The 18,214-nt window shown below is 73.7% G+C and carries 16 protein-coding genes and 3 tRNA genes; 17 read left to right on the top strand and 2 right to left on the bottom strand.

Features of this window, described 5'->3' with window-relative positions; all coding sequences use genetic code 11:
* Positions 1-101: 101 nt before the first annotated feature.
* On the bottom strand, positions 102-1,337 hold the full coding sequence (locus ACQPYD_RS29225; protein WP_433698589.1) for an IS701 family transposase: 1,236 nt from the start codon (positions 1,335-1,337) through the stop codon (positions 102-104).
* 53 nt (positions 1,338-1,390) lie between these two features.
* Complete coding sequence (locus ACQPYD_RS29220) at positions 1,391-1,888, bottom strand: YajQ family cyclic di-GMP-binding protein (RefSeq protein ID WP_267946738.1); 498 nt, start codon at positions 1,886-1,888, stop codon at positions 1,391-1,393.
* A 238-nt stretch (positions 1,889-2,126) separates the two neighbouring features.
* On the opposite strand from ACQPYD_RS29220, the gene ACQPYD_RS29215 reads away from it, so the two are divergent.
* From ACQPYD_RS29215 to ACQPYD_RS29135, 17 genes are all read left to right on the top strand, one after another.
* A tRNA-Tyr gene (locus ACQPYD_RS29215) sits at positions 2,127-2,208 on the top strand.
* Between the two features lie 572 nt (positions 2,209-2,780).
* Entirely contained in the window at positions 2,781-3,026 is a 246-nt protein-coding gene (locus ACQPYD_RS29210) for a hypothetical protein (RefSeq protein ID WP_433698588.1), read from the top strand.
* Between the two features lie 56 nt (positions 3,027-3,082).
* On the top strand, positions 3,083-3,343 hold the full coding sequence (locus ACQPYD_RS29205) for a hypothetical protein (RefSeq protein ID WP_433698587.1): 261 nt from the start codon (positions 3,083-3,085) through the stop codon (positions 3,341-3,343).
* A 12-nt stretch (positions 3,344-3,355) separates the two neighbouring features.
* Positions 3,356-3,607: a hypothetical protein gene (locus ACQPYD_RS29200; RefSeq protein WP_433698586.1), complete on the top strand. Its 252-nt coding sequence runs from the start codon at positions 3,356-3,358 to the stop codon at positions 3,605-3,607.
* A gap of 12 nt (positions 3,608-3,619) precedes the next feature.
* Positions 3,620-3,874: a hypothetical protein gene (locus tag ACQPYD_RS29195; RefSeq protein WP_433698585.1), complete on the top strand. Its 255-nt coding sequence runs from the start codon at positions 3,620-3,622 to the stop codon at positions 3,872-3,874.
* Between the two features lie 12 nt (positions 3,875-3,886).
* Complete coding sequence (locus tag ACQPYD_RS29190; RefSeq protein ID WP_433698584.1) at positions 3,887-4,171, top strand: hypothetical protein; 285 nt, start codon at positions 3,887-3,889, stop codon at positions 4,169-4,171.
* A 179-nt stretch (positions 4,172-4,350) separates the two neighbouring features.
* Positions 4,351-4,884 (top strand): hypothetical protein, encoded by a 534-nt coding sequence (locus ACQPYD_RS29185; protein WP_433698583.1) that lies wholly within the window; start codon positions 4,351-4,353, stop codon positions 4,882-4,884.
* A 179-nt stretch (positions 4,885-5,063) separates the two neighbouring features.
* Positions 5,064-6,596: a DUF2397 family protein gene (locus ACQPYD_RS29180; RefSeq protein ID WP_433698582.1), complete on the top strand. Its 1,533-nt coding sequence runs from the start codon at positions 5,064-5,066 to the stop codon at positions 6,594-6,596.
* Complete coding sequence (locus ACQPYD_RS29175) at positions 6,596-7,978, top strand: TIGR02678 family protein (protein WP_433698581.1); 1,383 nt, start codon at positions 6,596-6,598, stop codon at positions 7,976-7,978. Before ACQPYD_RS29180 ends, ACQPYD_RS29175 begins: the two co-directional genes overlap by 1 nt.
* A complete protein-coding gene (locus tag ACQPYD_RS29170; protein WP_433698580.1) occupies positions 7,932-12,551 on the top strand; it encodes an SbcC/MukB-like Walker B domain-containing protein in 4,620 nt (1,539 codons plus the stop codon). The genes ACQPYD_RS29175 and ACQPYD_RS29170 overlap by 47 nt, the downstream gene beginning before the upstream one ends.
* 290 nt (positions 12,552-12,841) lie before the next feature.
* Positions 12,842-14,944 (top strand): AAA family ATPase, encoded by a 2,103-nt coding sequence (locus ACQPYD_RS29165; protein ID WP_433698579.1) that lies wholly within the window; start codon positions 12,842-12,844, stop codon positions 14,942-14,944.
* A 227-nt stretch (positions 14,945-15,171) separates the two neighbouring features.
* Positions 15,172-15,247 (top strand) — tRNA-Thr (locus tag ACQPYD_RS29160).
* Positions 15,248-15,347: 100 nt separating this feature from the next.
* Positions 15,348-15,423, top strand: a tRNA-Met gene (locus tag ACQPYD_RS29155).
* 102 nt (positions 15,424-15,525) lie between these two features.
* The gene (rpmG, locus tag ACQPYD_RS29150; RefSeq protein ID WP_013156089.1) at positions 15,526-15,690 is read left to right on the top strand and encodes a 50S ribosomal protein L33; all 165 of its coding nucleotides are present in this window, start codon (positions 15,526-15,528) and stop codon (positions 15,688-15,690) included.
* Between the two features lie 134 nt (positions 15,691-15,824).
* Positions 15,825-16,268, top strand: a complete 444-nt coding sequence (locus ACQPYD_RS29145) for a MaoC family dehydratase N-terminal domain-containing protein (RefSeq protein WP_267946709.1) — start codon at positions 15,825-15,827, stop codon at positions 16,266-16,268.
* Positions 16,269-16,300: 32 nt separating this feature from the next.
* Positions 16,301-16,726 carry a MaoC family dehydratase gene (locus ACQPYD_RS29140; protein ID WP_267946708.1) on the top strand — a complete coding sequence of 142 codons (426 nt, stop codon included), beginning with the start codon at positions 16,301-16,303 and terminating at the stop codon, positions 16,724-16,726.
* Between the two features lie 27 nt (positions 16,727-16,753).
* Positions 16,754-17,863 (top strand): UDP-N-acetylmuramate dehydrogenase, encoded by a 1,110-nt coding sequence (locus tag ACQPYD_RS29135; protein ID WP_433698578.1) that lies wholly within the window; start codon positions 16,754-16,756, stop codon positions 17,861-17,863.
* Positions 17,864-18,214: the final 351 nt, after the last annotated feature.

Below are 18,214 nucleotides of genomic sequence, written 5' to 3'. Positions count from 1 at the left end.
GTCGGGTGGGTGCTGCTGCGCAAGGGGCCTACGGCAGGTGTGACACACGCCGGTCCAGCACAGCAGCACCCGTTGGAGCTCCTCCAACACCTGGTACAGACTCAGACCGACGTCGACCCTTTTGGGTCGAGTCTTCGCAGGGTCAGGAACGCCTGCGCCGCGCTGACCAGCGTGACATGGTGATGCCAGCCCCGCCAGGTCCGCCCCTCGTAGTGGTCCAACCCCAGGCCGTGCTTGAGCTCGCGGTAGTCGTGCTCGATCCGCCACCGGATCTTCGCCAACCGCACCAGCTGCCGCAACACGGTCCCGGCAGACAGGCTGGACAGCCAGTAGTCCGTGGGCGCCTCCCCATGGGGCGGCCACTCGGCGATCAGCGTCTCGACCGGCAGCACCCCGTCCCACGTCGAGCGCCCGCCCGCACGGTCCAGAGCCGCTTGGCGGGCGGACTTACCCGCCAAGCGCACGTCCATGACCAGGAAACGGCCCCGCATCGCCCCACGGGACCCCTGCCGCCACGTACACCGACGCAACGCGGCGCGCCCCTGTTCCAGGGCCAGGTCCTTCAACGAGCGGGCCGGGGTCCGGTAGCGCGGCAGACGCGGCCCCGGCCCGGACCGATCGGGCGCCCGGGGCACCGCCCCACCGGGATGGGCGTTCAGATCACCGCGCACCGCGACCACGTAGTCCAGGCCCCGCTCGGCCAACCCGTGGCGCAAGCCGTGGATCTGCCCGTAGCCGGCATCGGCCACCACCACCCGGTCGGCCAGCCCCCAGGAGCGGGCCTCATCGACCATGTCCAGGGCCAGCCGCCATTTCTCCCGGTGGCCGACCCGGTCGGGCACCCCGGTCTTGACCCGGCGCTCATCGGCGGCATCGGCCCAGTCCTGGGGCAGGTAGAGCCGCCAGTTCAGCGGCACCGAGGCGGCATCGGTGACCGCGTGCAGGCTCACCGCGCTCTGGCACACCGCCTGCTTGCCCAGGGCCCCGCACCACTGGTGGGCCGCCCCCACCGACTCGGTGCCCGCTTTGGGCAGGCCCGAGTCGTCGATCACCCACGCATCCGGGGTGATCGCCTCACTCACCTTGGTGGCCAGGCGTCGTTGGACGGGGGTGTGCTCCCACGGGGACTGGCCCACGAACTGCTGCAGGGCCTGCATGTTGCCGTCCGGGAGGCGCTCGGCCATGGGCTGGATGGACTTGCGCCGCCCGTCCAGCATCAGACCGCGCAGGTAGCAGCTGCCCCAGGCCCGGGAGTCCTTGCGGGGGATGGACGCGAAGACCTCGGCGCAGAACGCGTCGAGGTCCTCGCGCAGCTCTTCTACAGCGGCCAGATCCACGCGTCCATGATGGCGGAACCGAGCCGAGAAAACAGATACTTAACGAAGTACTACTAGCGGTAGTTCACGAACTGGAGGGCCAGGTCGAAGTCCTTCTCCTTGATCAGGTTCTGGGCGGCCTGGAGGTCGTCCTTCTTCTTCGAGCTGACGCGCAGCTCGTCGCCCTGGATCTGGGCCTTGACCCCCTTGGGACCCTCGTCCCGGATCAGCTTGGAGATCTTCTTGGCGTCCTCGGAGGTGATGCCCTCCTTGAGGCCGACGGGAAGCCGGTACTCCTTGCCGGAGATCTTGGGCTCCTCGGCCGGGTCGAGGATCTTCAGGGAGAGCTTGCGCTTGACCAGCTTCTCCTTGAACACCTCCAGGGCGGCGTTCGCCCGCTCCTCCGACGTGCTCCTGATCTCGATCCCGTCCTCGCCCTGCCAGGCGATGGTGGTTCCGGTGCCCTTGAAGTCGAACCGCTGGGACAGCTCCTTGCCCGTCTGGTTCAGGGCGTTGTCGACCTCCTGACGGTCGAGTTTGGACACGACGTCGAAACTGGATTCGGCGGCCACGTTCGCTCACATCCCGCTTGGTCTCATGGATCGCGGGCGCCTGTGGGGACGCCCGCGTGGGTACACGTCCGCCCGTGCCGGATCCCCGGCCCGGGCAGGCTTCAGAGCTTAGCCGTGACCTGCTCAGGGTGCCCGAAGGCCCTGCTCGGGACGCGCTCCGGGTATTCGATTACAGGTTCGGGCGGATCATCCGCTATTCTCGTTCATGCGTCGCGACGAACACCGTCGCCGCAGCCCAGGCAGGTTGCCCGAGCGGCCAATGGGAGCGGACTGTAAATCCGTCGGCTTAGCCTTCGAAGGTTCGAATCCTTCACCTGCCACCCTGGGATCGGGGCCCCGGCACCATCAGGTGCCGGGGCCCCGTCGTGTGTCCGGGACCCGTCGGCCCGGCGCCCTGCCCACCCCGGCCCGGTCCGGCTCGCGCCGTCGCGGATCCGCCGCCTCCCGGGATTCGGCTGATCGCGAATGTGTCGCGTTCAGGGCACGGCGGAGTAACGGCGCACCCTGCTTCCGGTCCGACCGGAACCGCTCGCCGGCCACTCGGCCGACCCTGCCCTGAGCTGCGGTTTCTCCGTCTCCACGGGCGGTTCCGCGCACGGGCGGGGGGTGCACATGTGCCGTTGGCGGCGGATGTGCCCGGTTCGCCGGTACGGCCACCCCTCGACCGACTATCGGGCCTTTGTGCGTGTCGCGCGAAAAGAAGGGCAATCAATCCATTTGTGGATGACGCAAAAAGAACCCCGGCGGCAATATGGACAAAGTGATTCCGGGGTTTCGGCGTTGACAAAAAACGGGGGCCGGATGATGATTGCACCAGTCCACCGCGACACAGGTGCAGCAAGCGCCTGAGTCTTTTTCTGTCAATGCCTCGTAATGATTTCCCGGGGGAAACATGATCAAGAAGATGGCCGTTGCCGGCCTGGTCGCCGGTGCCGCGATGGGCGCTCTCCTCATGGGGGCTCCCGCTCACGCCTCGCACGGCGGTGACCAGCAGTTCAACCAGAACCTCCAGCTGGTTCCGATCCAGTCCTGCAACCTGAACGCCAGTGTCGGCCTGGTTGCAGTGACCGTGCCGATCCTGTCGCCGCAGACCACGGGCGACTGCGTGAACGGTCCCATCGGCACCAACATCAGCTAGTTCCGGCAATTCGTCCGACTGCGACAACAACTCACACTTGCTCGAAGGGTAATTCAATGCTGCGTAAGCTCGGTGTTGCCGGTCTCGTCGCTGGCGCCGCTCTCGGTGTCGTTCTCACCGGGTCCCCGGCCCTCGCCTCCGGTTCCCACGGTTCCCACGGTGGGGACCAGCAGTACAACCAGAACCTCCAGCTGGTTCCCGTCCAGCTCTGCAACACCCACGCCACGGTCGGCCTGGTCGCCGTGACCGTGCCGGTCCTGTCCCCGCAGACCACGGGCGACTGCGTCAACGGCCCGATCAGCACCAACATCGACTAGGGGATTCCAGACATGCTGCGCAAGTTCACGACTGCCACCGCCATCGCCGGAATCGCCCTGGGCGCCATGCTCGCGGCCTCCCCGGCCTCCGCCTCCGGCTCGCACGGCGGCGACCAGCAGTTCAACCAGAACCTGCAGGCGGTTCCGGTCCAGCTCTGCAACACCCACGCCACGGTCGGCCTGGTCGCCGTGAACATCCCGGTGCTCTCGCCGCAGACCACGGGCGACTGCGTCAACGGCCCGATCAGCCACAACATCGACTAGGGGATCCCAGACATGCTGCGCAAGCTCACAGCTGCCACCGCCATCGCCGGAATCGCCCTGGGCGCCATGCTCGCGGCCTCCCCGGCCTCCGCCTCCGGCTCGCACGGCGGCGACCAGCAGTACAACCAGAACCTGCAGGCGATCCCGGTCCAGCTCTGCAACACCAACCTGACCGTCGGCCTCCTGGCGGGCGTCAACATCCCGATCCTGTCGCCGCAGACCACGGGCGACTGCGTCAACGGCCCGATCAGCCACAACATCGACTAGCGGGGGGTCAGCATGCTGCGCAAGTTCGCGGCTGCCACCGCCGTCGCCGGTGTAGCGCTGGGGGCGATGCTCCTCGCCTCGCCCGCGTCCGCCTCGCACGGCGGTGACCAGCAGTTCAACCAGAACCTGCAGCTGGTCCCCGTTCAGCTCTGCAACATGAGGCTGGCCGTGGGGCTGGCGGGTGTCAACGTGCCGATCCTGTCGCCGCAGACCACGGGCGACTGCATCAACGGCCCGTCGACCACCAACGTCAGCCAGGACCGCGCCGAGCACGAGAGCGGTCACGGGTACCACTAGGCACCCGGCGTGACGGGGTTCCGGCCCCACAGTGACGGAACAGAGCAGTAGGTCGAGGCCCCCCGGCAGCCGCCGGGGGGCCTCGACGCGACCCATCGGTTCGGCGGGTCCCGAGCGCGTTCCCGCGCGGGCCGGCCGGGGGCCGTCCCGGGCCCCGACGAGAGGAGGCGAGAGGCGAGATGAAGCGCATGATCCTGACGGCGGCCGCCCTGCTGCTGGCGGCCACCGCCTGCGGACAGCAGGAGACCACCCCGAGGCTGCCCGAGGGCACCGGCGCCCCTCAGGCCACGGAGAGCCCCGAGGACCGGGCGAGCCCCGACGCCGGGGAGGGCGGCGGCTCCGGCCAGGGGGCCCGGGGCGACGGCGCCCACGTCCTGAACATGTACGGCGACGAGAACGGGTTCGACGACCAGCGCCCCGTCGAGTACGTCGCCACCGAGTTCACGTCCTTCTCCGACCTGGAGTGGCCCGAGTGGACGGACGAGACCGCGTCGGGCGTGGGCGACCTGTACGGGACCTGGTGCATGGACCGGGGCTGCCAGGACGAGCCCTACGAGGTCGAGGTCGAACTCGGCGACCCGGTCGACGTGAATGGCACACCGTACTTCTCGACCTACACGATCACCGGGTACGACGAGGACATGACGCCGGAGGTGCGCCAGGCGCTGGAGGACGCGGACGGCGGGCGCCTCTCCGTGCCGACCCCGGAGTGAGGCGGGCGGTCCGGCGCGGCCGGGTGTGGTTCGCCTCTCCCACGGCCCCCAAGAATCGTCCTAAAGTTCCGAAAATGCACAAACCTCCTGGTCAGAGTGGGTGGTAGGGGCAGGTCGGCGGGACCGGACAGGCCGGAACCGGGCGTGGCGCGCCCGGGAGGTCTCTAGTCTGCTGAGTTGTGGCACTCAACGAGCGCGCGGACACCCGCGCGGACGACGTACAGGGCGCCGGCGGACGGCCGGGGCCGCGGCACGGCCGCGCGGCTCTGCTGCGCCTGGCCTCCTGGTTCGAGGAGGCCGACCCCGACCGGGCCGACGCCCTCGCGACCGCCGCCTACGGCCTGCACCCGGCCCTCCACCTGGAGGGGCGGACGGACGAGGGCGTCGCCGCCACCACCAGCTGGTGGCAGGCGGCCCCCGACCGCAGCACCGTCACCGAGCACCCGGGCTCCCGGCTGCCCGAGCCCGTCCGCGACCACCGCGCGCAGCAGGCCCGCCTGCGCGACGCCGCCGAGTCCTCCGCCCACTGGCGCCGCGCGGGCGCCTCGCAGATCCGCGCCCTGCTCGCCGAGCCCACCCCGCTGCGGGCGCGCCTGGACCTTTCCGGGGCCGGGATGGAGGTGCTCATGGAGCTCCTCACCGCCGCCCTCGGCTCCGGCGACGCCAGCCGCCGCCCCTCCTCCGCCGGCGACCTGGAGTTCTCCCTGCGCCTGCACGTCAGCGCCGCCCCGGGGGCCGAGGTCACCATCCGGGGCGAGGGCGGGGAGCTGACACTGGAGGGACTCCGCCTGCGCGTCACCTCCTACGACCAGCACACCGTCGAGGACGACGGATTCCCGGGCCTCCTCGCGCCCGCGGGGTGGGCCCCGCCCGCCTCCCGGACCGGCTCAGGTCCCCTCTCCGGGGACCAGGCGACCGCGCCCGCCCCCGTTCCGCACCCCCTCGGCCCGGATCCGCTGGACCCGTCGACCCCGTACCCGCCCGCCCCCGAGCCGGACGCCCCGGCACAGGACCCGCACCTCCCGTCCCCGGACCCCGCGCCCGCGGCCTCCTCGGACGCGGATCCGCTGGACCCGGGGACCCCGTACCCGCCCGCTCCTGAGCCGGACGCCCCGGCACAGGACCCCGCGCCCGCGGTCCCGGGCCCCTCGGGCCCGGACCCCCTGGACCCGTCCACCCCGTACACGCCCGTCCCCGGGCCGGACGCCCCCGGCCCGGCCGCGTCGGACGACTCCGCTCCGCACCCCCTGGACCCGGACCCCCCGACCCCGTCGACCCCGTACACGCCCGCCCCGGTCCCGGCGGCTCCCGCCGCCCCGCACCCCCTGGACCCGTCGACCCCGTACACGCCCGCCCCGGAACCCCCGGGCCGCACGGCCCCCCGGTACGACGCCCCCCCGGTCCGCGGCCTCCTCGCCACCCCGTCCGCGGAGCCCGAGGACGGCGGGGCGCGGACCCCCCCGGCCGGGTCCGACGGCGGGAGCCGGCCCCCGGAGGAGCCGACCGGCCCCGAGACCGACGACGGAGCGCCCCTCCCGGCCGACGCCCCCGCGACGGGGGGCCGGCGGCCCGGACCGGGTACCGTCGGGAACCCGTCCGCCCCCTCCGCCGAGGCGCCCGGAACCGCCGGCGGCCTGCCGGGGCCGGACCCGGACGTCGAGACCACGGGGCCGATCGACCTGTCCGCCGACCGGAACCGACCGTGGGGGTGATGGAGACGGACGCCTACAGCGAGGACGCCGCGCTCATCGGCGAACGCCAGGCCGCGGCGCGCGCGCTCATGGCGCACCCGCTGCTGACCCGGGCCGTCCATCCGGCGGAGCTGTCCCTCGTGCGCTCCCACGCCGAGTGGCTCGTCCAGCGCTTCCAGCGCGTGCTCGGGTACCGGCTCGACGTCGGCGACGACCACGCCCGGCTGGTCAAACGCGGCCTCGTCGACGAGGCCGTCCACCGGCCCACCCGTGCCAACGGGGCCCGCTTCACACCGCGCACCCACACCTACCTCGCGCTGGCCCTGGCCGTCCTGGTCGAGGAGACCGGGCCCACCACCGTCCGCGCGCTCGCCCACCGGGTCCGGGCCGCCGCGCACGAGGCCGGGATCGACGCCGATCCCGGCCGCGGGCTCGGCGAGCGCCGCGCCTTCTGCGCGGCCCTGGAACACCTGGTCGCGCTCGGCGCCCTGACCGAGACCTCCGGCCGCGTCGCCGACCACGGGGCCGACGCCGCCGCGGACCCGGCCCTGCGCCCCCGCACACCGGTCGTCCGCGCCGTCGCCGTCCACCTGCCGCAGGCCTCCGACGACCCGGACTCCTTCCTCGCGAGCGCCGTCGACACCGACCCCGACGGCGAGCACCAGGGCGAGACCGCCCTGCGCCGCCTCCTCGCCGAGACCGCGGTCGTCTACCGCGAGGAGCTCCCCGACCGCCAGAGGGACCGCCTCGCCGCGCACCAGTGGCGGGCCGCCGCCGCGCTCGGCAACCTGCTCGGCTGCGACGCCGAGGTGCGCGCCGAGGGCGTCGCGATGGTGATGCCCGACGAGGCCGGCGCCCGCCCGGCCTTCCCCTCCGACGACCCCGTCGGCCAGGTGGCGCTCGCCCTCGTCCGCCACCTCTCCGGCCGCCTGCACCCCGGCATGCCCGCCACCTCCGTCCCCGTGCCCGACCGCGAACTGCGCACCGCCCTGGACGCCCTGGGCGGCCCCGACGCCCCCGCGCGGACCGAGTGGGCCCGCACCGCAGGCCCCGAGGTGCCCGACCCGGACCGGCTGAGCACCCGCGTCACGGCCCTGCTGACCGACCTCGGACTCCTGCGGGGAGGCCCCGGCGAGTGGCGGCTCACCGCCGCGGCGGCGCGGTACGGGGCCGACGTGGACGAGCGCGTCCCCCCGATCCAGGACAATGGCGGAGACAGCCGGACGCACGCCGCCCCGACGCGCGGGTCCGGCCACGAAGACGGTCCGCCCGACGCTCCCGCCGATCCCCGAGGCGACCTGAGCCGGGTGACGTCCGTGCTGCAAGCGGTGGCGAACGAGAAGGTGAGCGCGACCAGTGGTGACACAGGAGACCAGCGAGGCCCCGGGGGCAGTTCCGGCTGACCCCGCCGACACCCCGCGCTACCGCCTCGAACGCGCGGGCATCCGCAACGTCTGGCAGTACGACGACCACGTCCTCGACTTCGCCGAGGGCCGCCTCCTGCTGCGCGGACGCAACGGCGCGGGCAAGTCCAAGGCGCTGGAGATGCTGCTCCCGTTCCTGCTGGACGGCGACGTGCGCCGACTGGACACCACCGGCACCAACCGCACCAGCCTGCGCTGGCTCATGGCCGACGACCCCCGGGCCGGACGCCGGCCCGAGCCGGAGGAGACCGGCCCCGACCTGCTCGGCGGCCCCGAGGAGGCCGCCGACGAGGCCGGGCCCGAGCAGGCCGACGGCGACACCGGCCCCGTCACCCGCCTCGGCTACCTGTGGGTCGAGTTCACCACCGACCGCGGCGACCGCGGCCTCGACGCCGCCGCCCGCGCCACCACCGGGCCCAACAGCGCGTCCGCCCTGCTCGCCGCCGCGACGCCGGGCCCCGCACCCGCCTCGGAGGAGACCGGACCGGGCGCCCCGGGCGGCCGACCGCGCCACCTGACCCTCGGCGCCGCCGTCATGGCCGTCGGCGACTCCGACCCGCGCTGCGTGTTCTTCGTCACCGACCGCCGGGTCGGACACGACCTCGAACTCGTCACCGACGGCCGCCCCAAGCCCGTCGACCGGCTCCGCTCGGAGATCGGCGCGGACAACTGCTTCACCAGCGCCGTCCCCTACCGGGCCCGCGTGATGCACGACCTGTTCGGCATCGACGACTCCGTCCGCTACCGCAACCTCATCCACCTCCTCTACCGGCTCCGGCGCCCCACCATCGGCGACCGCCTGGAGGCCGGCGAGCTCGTCGGCGTCCTCTCCGAGGCCCTCCCGCCCATGGACGAGTCGGTCCTGGACGAGGTCGCCCGCAACATCGCCGACCTCGAACAGGCCCGGGCGGAGAAGACCGCCCTCGGCGAGGCGGGGGCCGGGGTCACCGCCTTCCTCGACGACTACCGCGGCTACCTGGTCCACGCCCTCCGGTCGCGCGCCGCCGACGTCCGCGAGCAGATCGACGCCGCCGCGGGCCGCACCGCCGAGACCGGGCGCCTGCGCGCCGAACTCGACCGGCTCATCACCGAGGAGAGCCGGATCTCCGAGGAGCGCGACCAGGCCCGGCGCACCCGCGACACCGCCGAGGCCGACGACGGCACCCTCGCCGCGGCCCGGAACAACGCCGCCACCGCCACGGGGAACGAGCGCCGCGCCTACGACGCCGCCGTCGGCGCCTACATCAGGGCCGCCGAGGCAGCCTGGGTCGCCGCGGAGCACGCCGAGCGGGTCGAACGGCACACCGTCGAACGGCTCGGCGAGGACACCGCCGCCATCGACCGCGCGCTCGACATCCTGCGCCAGACCCACGCCGAGGCCACCCGCGCGGCCACCGCCGCCGGGATCGACCCCGCCCTCCTCGGCGAGGTCCCGGACACGCTCGACACCGTCCACGCCCCGCGCGAGAGCGCCACCCGGGTCGACCTCCAGGGGCTCGAACAGGCCGTCGAGCGCGAGCCCGTCGAAGGCATCGACCTCGACGACCTGCGCGACCGCCTCGGGCGCCTCCACGACCAGCTCTCCGACGCCGCGGAGCGGTCCGCCGAGCGCGCCGACCTGGCCGCCCGCCTCACCGGCCTCACCACGGCGGAGGCGGCGGCCGACCGCCGCCTCGTCGCCCTGACCAGCGAGGCCGAGAGCGCGGACGCCGTGCTCGAACACGCCCACGACCGCGAGAGCGCCGCCGTCGCCGCGCTGCGCGAGGAGAGCACCGCCTACGCCGACGGCGTCCGGGCCTGGGCCGCCCGCCTGCGGGAGTCCAGCCACGCCCACGCGCTCGGCGACGCCGTCCACGAGCTGGAGGGCAGCGTCGAGCTGCCCATCACCGACTCCCTGAGGGTCCTCGACCCCGACGTGCCCTCCACCGTCTCCCGCCTCGCGAACGACGCCGTCGCCCCCCTCCTGGAGGACCTGCGCGCCCGGCGCGACGTCGCCGTCAACGAGGAGGGCCAGCTCTCCGACGAACTGGCCGAGCTCGCCGAGCGCCGCACCGGCAACGCCGAACACGCCCCGGAGCGCCCGCCGTGGGCCACCTACCCGCGTCCCCGGGGCGAGGGCGCCCCCCTCTACCTGGCCGTCGACTTCGCCGACGGGCTCAGCACCCGCGAACAGGCCGGACTGGAGGCCGCCCTGGAGGCCAGCGGACTGCTCGCCGGGTGGATCCGCGCGGACGGCTCCCTCCACGACCCGGGCACCCGCGACATCCTGGTCACGCCCGCCCGGCAGGCCAAGGGCAGGACCCTCCTCGACGTGCTCGTCCCGGTCGCCGCCCCCGACCGCGGCGTCAACCACGACAGCCTCCGCACCCTGCTCTCGTCCATCGCCCTGCACTCCGAGGACGAACCCGTGCCGGGCACGGCCGAGGACACCGAGGCCAAGCACCGACGCGACAGCTCCGTCGCCACCGTCAGCTCCATGTCGCTCACCGGCGGCTGGCGCCTCGGCGTGGCCTCCGGCTCCCACGACAAGAGCGAGCCCGAGTACATCGGCGAGGCCGCCCGCAAACGGGCCCGCGACCGCCAGTCGGCCAACACCGACCGGCGCATGGCCATCGCCGAGGCCCTCCTCGCCGAGGCGGGGGAGCGCCGCTGGGCCGTCGAGCAGTCCTACGCCGAGCTCCTGGAGGTGTCCCGGAGCCTGCCGGACCCCTCCCCGCTCATCCGCGCCCGGGCGGTCCTGGACGTCGCCCGCGAGGACGTCGCCGCCGCCCGCCGCGCCCACGCGACCGCGGGCCGCGCCGCGGAGGAGTGCCGCGCCGAACTCCTCGACATCCGCTCCCGCCTGCGCACCTCGGCCGACGTCAACGCCCTGCCGAGCGTCCGCGCCGAGCTGGACAGCGCCCTGCGCGCCCTCGACCACCTGCGCGTCCTCGTCGGCTCCGGGCTCAAGGACCTCGACGTCCTCGCCTGGGAGCTGGCCGACCACGAGCACCACGTCGCCGGGTGGAGGGCGGCCCGCGCCGAACGGGTCCTGGCCGAGGACGCCAGGGCCGCCGCCATCGACGACATGATCACCGTCCGCCGCCAGTTCGAGCTCGGCGACCGCGCCCGCGGCGTGCCCGGCGAGCAGATCGACGCGGCCCGGGACCAGGTCAGGGCCAGGGCCGACGAGGCGTCCCGGCGGCTGCCCGAACTCGAGCGCGGGGCCCAGCGCGCCCGCGACGAGCGGGTCGGCGCCGAGGCGCGGCTCGTCGCCGCCACCCAGGAGCGCGCCGAACAGGTGCGCCGCGCCCTCACGGCGGGGGAGCGGCTCGTCCGCGCGGTCTCCCTCCCCGGCGGCACGGGGATCGACGACACCGACGTTCCGGACGCCGTCCTGCTGGGCGCCGCGGGCCTGGACGCCTGCGCCGCGGACGACGGCCCCCTCACCGCCTACCTCGCCCACTCCGCCCTCCACGGCGGGGAGCCGGACGCGGACCCCGCCGGACGCCCGCCCGCGCCCGGCCCGGACGCCCGGCTCGCCCTGCTGGAGGCGTTCGTCGGACAGCTGGAGGAGGGCCTCGCCGCCCAGGTGGGGGCCGGGGCGCCCGAGGTGGACGACAGCGCCATCCTGAGCAGCCGCGAGGACCTGCACCGCCTGCTCACCTCCGCCGGGTGGGCGCAGACCCGCACCGAGCTCAGCGAGCCGCGCGGCCTCAAGCGCCTCACGGTCCACGACGAGGACGGCGCCCACGACGTCACCGCCTACGCCGAGCGGATCACCGCCTCCGCCGCCCGCGCCGACGAAGCCGTCGCGGTGGCCGAGGAGGAGGCCTTCGAGCGCCACCTGCTCGGAGAGCTGGCCGGCCACCTCGCCCGCCAGATCGACGAGGCCCGCGCCCTCATCACCACCATGAACGACGTCCTCAAGGACGTCACCACCTCCGCCGGCCTCGGAGTGCGCCTGGACTGGAGGCTGGCCCCCGACGCGGGCGCCGACGTCGAGGCGGTCGTCCCGCTCCTGGCGACCCCCGCCGAGGAGCGCACGCGCGTGCAGACCACCCGCCTGCGCGACGCCCTGCGCCGCTGCATCGAGGCGATCCGCCGCCTGGACCCCACGGCCACCGGCGGGGCCCAGCTGCGGGCCGCCCTCGACTACAGGTCCTGGTTCACGTTCACCGTCTACGTGACCGACGGCGCGGGCGACGAGCGCCGACTGGGCCACCGCACCGCCCTCAGCCAGGGCGAGCAGCGCGTGGTCGCCTACCTGGTGCTGTTCGCCGCGGCGGCGGCGCACTTCGACGCGCTCGCCGCGCGCGCCTCGTGGGCGCCCAGGCTCATCCTGCTGGACGACGCGTTCGCGAAGGTCGACGAGCCCACCCACGGGCGCCTCCTCGGCCTCCTGGTCGAACTGGACCTGGACTTCGTGCTGACCTCCGAACGCGTGTGGGGCTGCTTCGCCAGCGTGCCGAGCCTCAACATCTACGAGTGCCTGCGCGACCCCAACGTCCCCGGCATCGCGACACTGCACTTCACGTGGGACGGCAGCAGGAGGCGCCTGGTCGGCGTGTGAGCGCCGCGGCCCGCCCCGGGGCCCTCCGGCCCCGGCGCGCGGCCCCTCCCGGGCACGCCGTTCGGGCCCGTCCCCGGCCGGGGCCGGGGAGCGCACACGGCCCCGCCGGGGACGGCGCGGGGCGGCCGGGCGCCGCGCGGAGAGCCCTCCGGGGAACGCCGACCGGCCCCCGCGGGCGGGCGCGGCCGGGAGCGGACCCGCGCGCCCGGGAAGGGGGGAACCACGAATGCTTCCTCCCCACCTGTCCTAGTCTGCTTGTGCGGCAACGACAACAGAGCGGGGTGACGAAGGTGACTCGGGTACCCGAGACGTTCGACGGTGGCGGTGCGGACGCGCAGAGCGCCCCGCCGGCCGGGGACGACCCCACCACGACCTCGCTCCTGGACGCCCTGGCGGCCTCCGGGCTGCCACGGGAGGTCCGGTCATGGGTCACCGCCGCCCTGTGGGGGGAGGACGCCCTCGCCGCGCTGCTCGAGGGCGAGCACATCCCCGACCCGGCCGCCGACGGGCCGTCGGCGGCGCCGGCGCCGCCGGGCCGGGTCCGCCGCTCCTACCTCACCGGTATCCGGGTCCAGGGCTTCCGCGGGATCGGCCGCCCCTCCGAGCTGACCTTCCCGCCCGGCCCGGGGCTCACCGTCATCGTCGGCCGCAACGGCTCCGGCAAGTCCAGCTTCGCGGAGGCGGCCGAGGCCGCACTCACCGGGCGCAACCCCCGCTGGGACGCGATGCCGACCGGGTGGCGGGACGGCTGGCGCAACCTGCACTACGACGAACGCACCGAGGCGACCGTCGACATCCACGTCGCCGGGGACGAGGGCCCCACCCGGATCACCCGCCGCTGGACCGGCGAGAGCGTGCGCTCCGCACGGGGCGAGGTGGTCCGCCCCAACGGCGAGGTGGCCCCGCTCCGCACCCTGGACTGGGGCGAGAGCCTCGTCCGCTACCGCCCCTTCCTCTCCTACGACGAGCTCGGGCGCACCGTCACCGGGCGCTCGGCCGAGCTCTACGACACGCTCACCGCGCTCCTGGGCCTCACCGGCCTGGCCGAGGCCGAGCGCAGGCTCGCCAAGGTCTGCGACTCCCTGGCCAAGCGGCGCGACCGGCCCTCGCGGGAGCTCGGCCGCCTGGTCGACGCGCTCCGCGGCTCCGGCGACCCCCGGGCCGCCCAGGCCGTCCACCTCCTCGGCGCGCAGCACCTCGACATCGAGGCGCTCCGCCGGATCGCCGAGGACGACGGGCCCAGCGACCCCGCCCTGCACGTCGTCCTGCGGCGCCTGCGGCGGCTCTCGGTCCCCGAGCGGACCGTCATCGCCGACGTCGTCAACGAGCTGCGCGGGGCGTCCATGGAGCTCGCCATGGCCGCGGGGAGCAAGGGCGACCACGCCCACGGCGTCGTCCAGCTCCTCGAACAGGCGCTGGAGCACCACAAGCGGCACCCCTCCGACACCACCTGCCCCACCTGCTCCGCGCCGGGGGCCCTCGGCGCCGACTGGGCGCGCAGGGCCAACGCCCAGCTGAGGACCCTGCGCACCCAGGCCGCCCCGGCCTCGGCCGCCTACGAGCGCGCCGCGGCCGCCCGGGACCAGGCCCGCTTCCTGCTCTCCCCGGCCCCCGGGTGGCTGCCGCCGGAGAGCGAGCTGGGCCAGGTGTGGGCGCTGTGGGAGTCCGGCTCCGACATCACCGACCTCGCCGAGCTGGCCGAGCACATCGAGGCGGTCGGCCGCCGGCTCCGCTCCGCCGCCATCAGCGCGCGCCGGGACGCGACCGAGCGGCTGGAGGACCCCAGCGGGGGCTGGGGCGACCTCGCCGAGCGGCTCGCCGCCTGGCTGGACGAAGCGCAGGACGCCCTCCGCGCCAGGGACGTCCTGTACAGCGCCGAGGCGGCCCTCAACTGGCTGGCGGACCAGGCCCGGGGCCTGCGGGCGGAACGGCTCGGCCCGGTCGCCTCACAGGCCGAGCAGGTGTGGTTCCGGCTGCGCCAGGAACGCCACATCGACCTCCAGGGCATGCGCCTGATCGGGCGCGGCGCCCGGAGGCGGGTCGAGGTGGACGTGACCGTGGACGGGGTCGACGACCAGACCAGCGCGCCCGGCCTGCTCAGCCAGGGGGAGTTCCAGGCCCTGGCGCTGTCCATCTGCCTGCCCCGCACCCTGGTGGAGGGCAACCCGTTCGGCTTCCTGCTGCTCGACGACCCCGTGCAGGCGATGGACACCGAGACCGTCGAGGGGCTGTCCTCGGTCCTGGCGGAGGTGGGCCGCCACCGGCAGCTGATCGTCTTCACGCACGACACCCGGCTCTCCGACGCGCTGCGCCGCCTCGGGCTGCCCGCGACCATCCGCACCCTCAACAGGGACGCCATGTCCAACGTGTGGGTGTCCGACGGAGTGCTCTGACGCACGGCCCGGCGTCCCGGCCCCGGGACGCCGGGAGCGGCCTGGATCACACGCGGACTCGCGGAAGGGTCGGAAACAGGCTCCGAGCAGGGGTTTCGCTCCGCCGGGCCGGGAGGCCGGGGTCGCCGGCGCCTCTGATTTGGCAGACCACCCCCGAATCCCTGTATAGTCATGACCAGCGCAAGGGGGCAACACCCCCGGGGCGGTCGACACAAGCCCCACAGCGCGCCCCTTTAGCTCAGTCGGCAGAGCGTCTCCATGGTAAGGAGAAGGTCTACGGTTCGATTCCGTAAAGGGGCTCCACCACTTGACGAGGTCCGGTCCACTCAGGTGGGTGGCCGGTGGAGCATCTACCGGCCTGAACCGGGACCGGTCCCCACGGGGGCCGGGTTCCGTTGATCGGGGCGGGGTAGCTCAGTCGGTAGAGCAAGCGGCTCATAATCGCTGTGTCGTCGGTTCAAGTCCGGCCCCCGCTACCAACCCGTTGACCCCTGGGACACTGTTCTCAGGGGTCGTCGCGGGCGCTTTGCAGTGTTCTACTGCGCACTAGGTACTGTTTCCAGCGAGAAAGGCACTCCGAAGTGGCTGCCACAGACGTGAGGCCGAAGATCACCCTGGCCTGCCAGGAGTGCAATCACCGTAACTACATCACGCGCAAGAACCGTCGGAACACCCCCGACCGGCTCGCGATCAAGAAGTTCTGCCCGAACTGCCGCAAGCACAACGAGCACCGCGAGACCCGCTAGGTCCTCGCGAGCGGCGCGGCTGAGGCCGACGTGAGCTTCTCATAGACTTCCAGCCCGGTGAGCGATCCGCTCACCGGGCTGTTCGCGTATCCGGGCCCCTCCGGCCCGCGTTGCAGAACCAGGAGAGGGAGAGCGTGGCGATCAACCCTGACTACCTCGGCCGGGAGTACCCCGCGCCGGAGTCCTACGAGGTGACCCGGGGCAAGATCCGGGAGTTCGCCGAGGCGGTCAACGACCCCAACCCGGTGTACACCGACACGGCCTCCGCCAAGGCCGCCGGGTACCCCGACGTGATCGCGCCGCCCACCTTCCCCGTGATCCTGGGCATGGCCGGGTCCGCGCAGGCCATCGCCGACCCGGAGCTGGGGGTCGACTTCTCCCGTGTCGTGCACGGCGACCAGAGCTTCCACTACAGCCGGCCCCTGCACGCCGGCGACGTCCTCAGCAGCGTCACCCGCATCACGGGCATCAAGTCCCTCGGCGGCAACGAACTGCTCACCCTGGAGACCGTGGCCGACAACGCCGACGGCGAACACGTGGTCACCACCACGATGATGCTCGTCGTGCGCGGCGAGTGACCCCCATCCACAGGAACGTGAGGAACGCGATCGTGAGCAGGCTGAGCCACGCCGACGTCGAGGTCGGCACCGAGCTGCCCGAGCGGACCTTCCCGGTCCGCCGCCTGGACCTCGTCCGCTACGCGGGCGCCTCCGGCGACTTCAACCCCATCCACTGGAACGAGCGCTTCGCCAAGTCCGTCGGGCTCCCCGACGTCATCGCCCACGGCATGTTCACGATGGCCGAGGCCGCGCGGGTGCTCACCGACTGGACCGGGGACCCCGGCTGCGTCGTCGACTACTCGGTGCGCTTCTCCGCGCCCGTGGTCGTCCCGGACGACGACGAGGGGGCCGAGATCACCGTCGGCGGCAAGGTCAAGTCCAAGAACGACGACGGCACCGTCACGGTCCTGCTGACCGCCCGCTCCGGCGGCGCGAAGGTCCTGGTGCAGTCCAAAGCCGTCGTCCGCCTGGCCTGACGGCAGTAGCGAAGCAGTGAGGTGACCGTGTCCACAGTCCACGAGAACGAGGCCCCCGAGAACCAGGTCCTCTGGCTCTGCGACCACACCACGCTCGGCCTCGGCGGCCCGGCGACGACCTCCCGGACAGCCCGTACGACCGACGAGCTGGTCGGGGCGGTCGCCGCGGCCGACGCCGCGGGGGAGCCCGTGCTCGTCCTGGGGGGCGGGAGCAACCTGGTCGTCTCCGACGACGGGTTCCCGGGCACCGTGGTCCTCGTGGACACGCCCGGGGCCTCCTTCGAGGAGACCGGCGACACCGACCCCGGGACGGGGGAGCCCGTCGTGCTGCTGCGCGCCGAGGCGGGCGTCGAGTGGGACCCGCTCGTGGAGCGCACCGTCGCCGAGGGGCTCAACGGCCTGGAGTTCCTCTCCGGCATCCCCGGCCGGGTCGGCTCCACCCCCATCCAGAACGTCGGCGCCTACGGCCAGGACGTCAGCCAGACCATCCGCGAGGTGCTGGTCTACGACCGGCGGACCGGCGAGCGGCGCGTCCTGGACAACGCGGAGTGCGGGTTCACCTACCGCGACAGCGCCTTCAAGGGCGACGACCGGTACGTGGTGTGCGAGGTCGTGTTCGCCCTCCGCCGGGCCAAGCTCAGCCGCCCGATCGCCTACGCGGAGGTCGCCCGCGCCCTGGGGGCCGAAGCGGGGGACAGGGTGCCGCTGGAGCGCGCCAGGGAGACCGTCCTGGGCCTGCGCAGGGGCAAGGGCATGGTCCTTGACCCCGACGACCCCGACACCCGCAGCGCCGGCTCCTTCTTCACCAACCCGGTGGTCACGGCCGAGGAGTTCGCCGAGGTGCGCGCACGGGCGGACCGGCGGCTCGGCGCTGACGCCGGGATGCCCGGCCACTCCGACGGGAACGGCAACGTCAAGCTGTCCGCGGCCTGGCTCATCGACCGGGCGGGGTTCCGCGGCCACGCCAGGGGGACCGCCCGCGTCTCCTCCAAGCACGTGCTCGCCCTCACCACCGTCCCGGGGGCGCCCACCACCGAGGACCTCCTGGCCCTGGCCAGGGACGTCCGCGACGGCGTCGAGGAGGCCTTCGGGGTCCGCCTGGTCAACGAGCCCGTGATGGTCGGCGTCTCCCTCTGAGGCCTCGCGCCCCCGACCGCCGCACCGGCCCGCGGGCGGTCGGGGCCGCCGTGCCGCACAACGGAGTGTCCTTTCCCCAAGAAAGAAGTTCGGTGAACCGAACTCGTTTATGAGTCGCTCCGAATAAAGAAATGCGAAGAGGCAATGAATTGCCATTCGCCGTTCTTTCGGCATAAAGTACGGGTGTCGAAGGGGAGTAGTCCCCAATGCGTGCGATCGACACACTGGCCGCCCCGCGGCCCGGTCGTACGAGCCCGAACCGACGAGGAGGCCCCCGGCCGAACGGGGACCGCATTCCGGCGCGGCGGGCGGACGAGACCTTTGACCCGGTTCAGGACGACCGGGTTGAAG

Origin of the sequence: Nocardiopsis sp. CA-288880, from assembly GCF_050955985.1 — a bacterium.
In the GTDB taxonomy this organism is placed as follows: Bacteria; Actinomycetota; Actinomycetes; order Streptosporangiales; family Streptosporangiaceae; genus Nocardiopsis; species Nocardiopsis tropica.
This window is presented reverse-complemented; position numbering and strand designations above follow the sequence as displayed.

Excerpts from the sequence above, each read along its gene's own strand:
- ACQPYD_RS29210 (WP_433698588.1), top strand. The coding sequence starts at position 2,781 with ATGATCAAGAAGATGGCCGTTGCCGGCCTGGTCGCCGGTGCCGCGATG.
- ACQPYD_RS29205 (WP_433698587.1), top strand. The coding sequence starts at position 3,083 with ATGCTGCGTAAGCTCGGTGTTGCCGGTCTCGTCGCTGGCGCCGCTCTC.
- ACQPYD_RS29200 (WP_433698586.1), top strand. The coding sequence starts at position 3,356 with ATGCTGCGCAAGTTCACGACTGCCACCGCCATCGCCGGAATCGCCCTG.
- ACQPYD_RS29195 (WP_433698585.1), top strand. The coding sequence starts at position 3,620 with ATGCTGCGCAAGCTCACAGCTGCCACCGCCATCGCCGGAATCGCCCTG.
- ACQPYD_RS29190 (WP_433698584.1), top strand. The coding sequence starts at position 3,887 with ATGCTGCGCAAGTTCGCGGCTGCCACCGCCGTCGCCGGTGTAGCGCTG.
- ACQPYD_RS29185 (WP_433698583.1), top strand. The coding sequence starts at position 4,351 with ATGAAGCGCATGATCCTGACGGCGGCCGCCCTGCTGCTGGCGGCCACC.
- ACQPYD_RS29175 (WP_433698581.1), top strand. The coding sequence starts at position 6,596 with ATGGAGACGGACGCCTACAGCGAGGACGCCGCGCTCATCGGCGAACGC.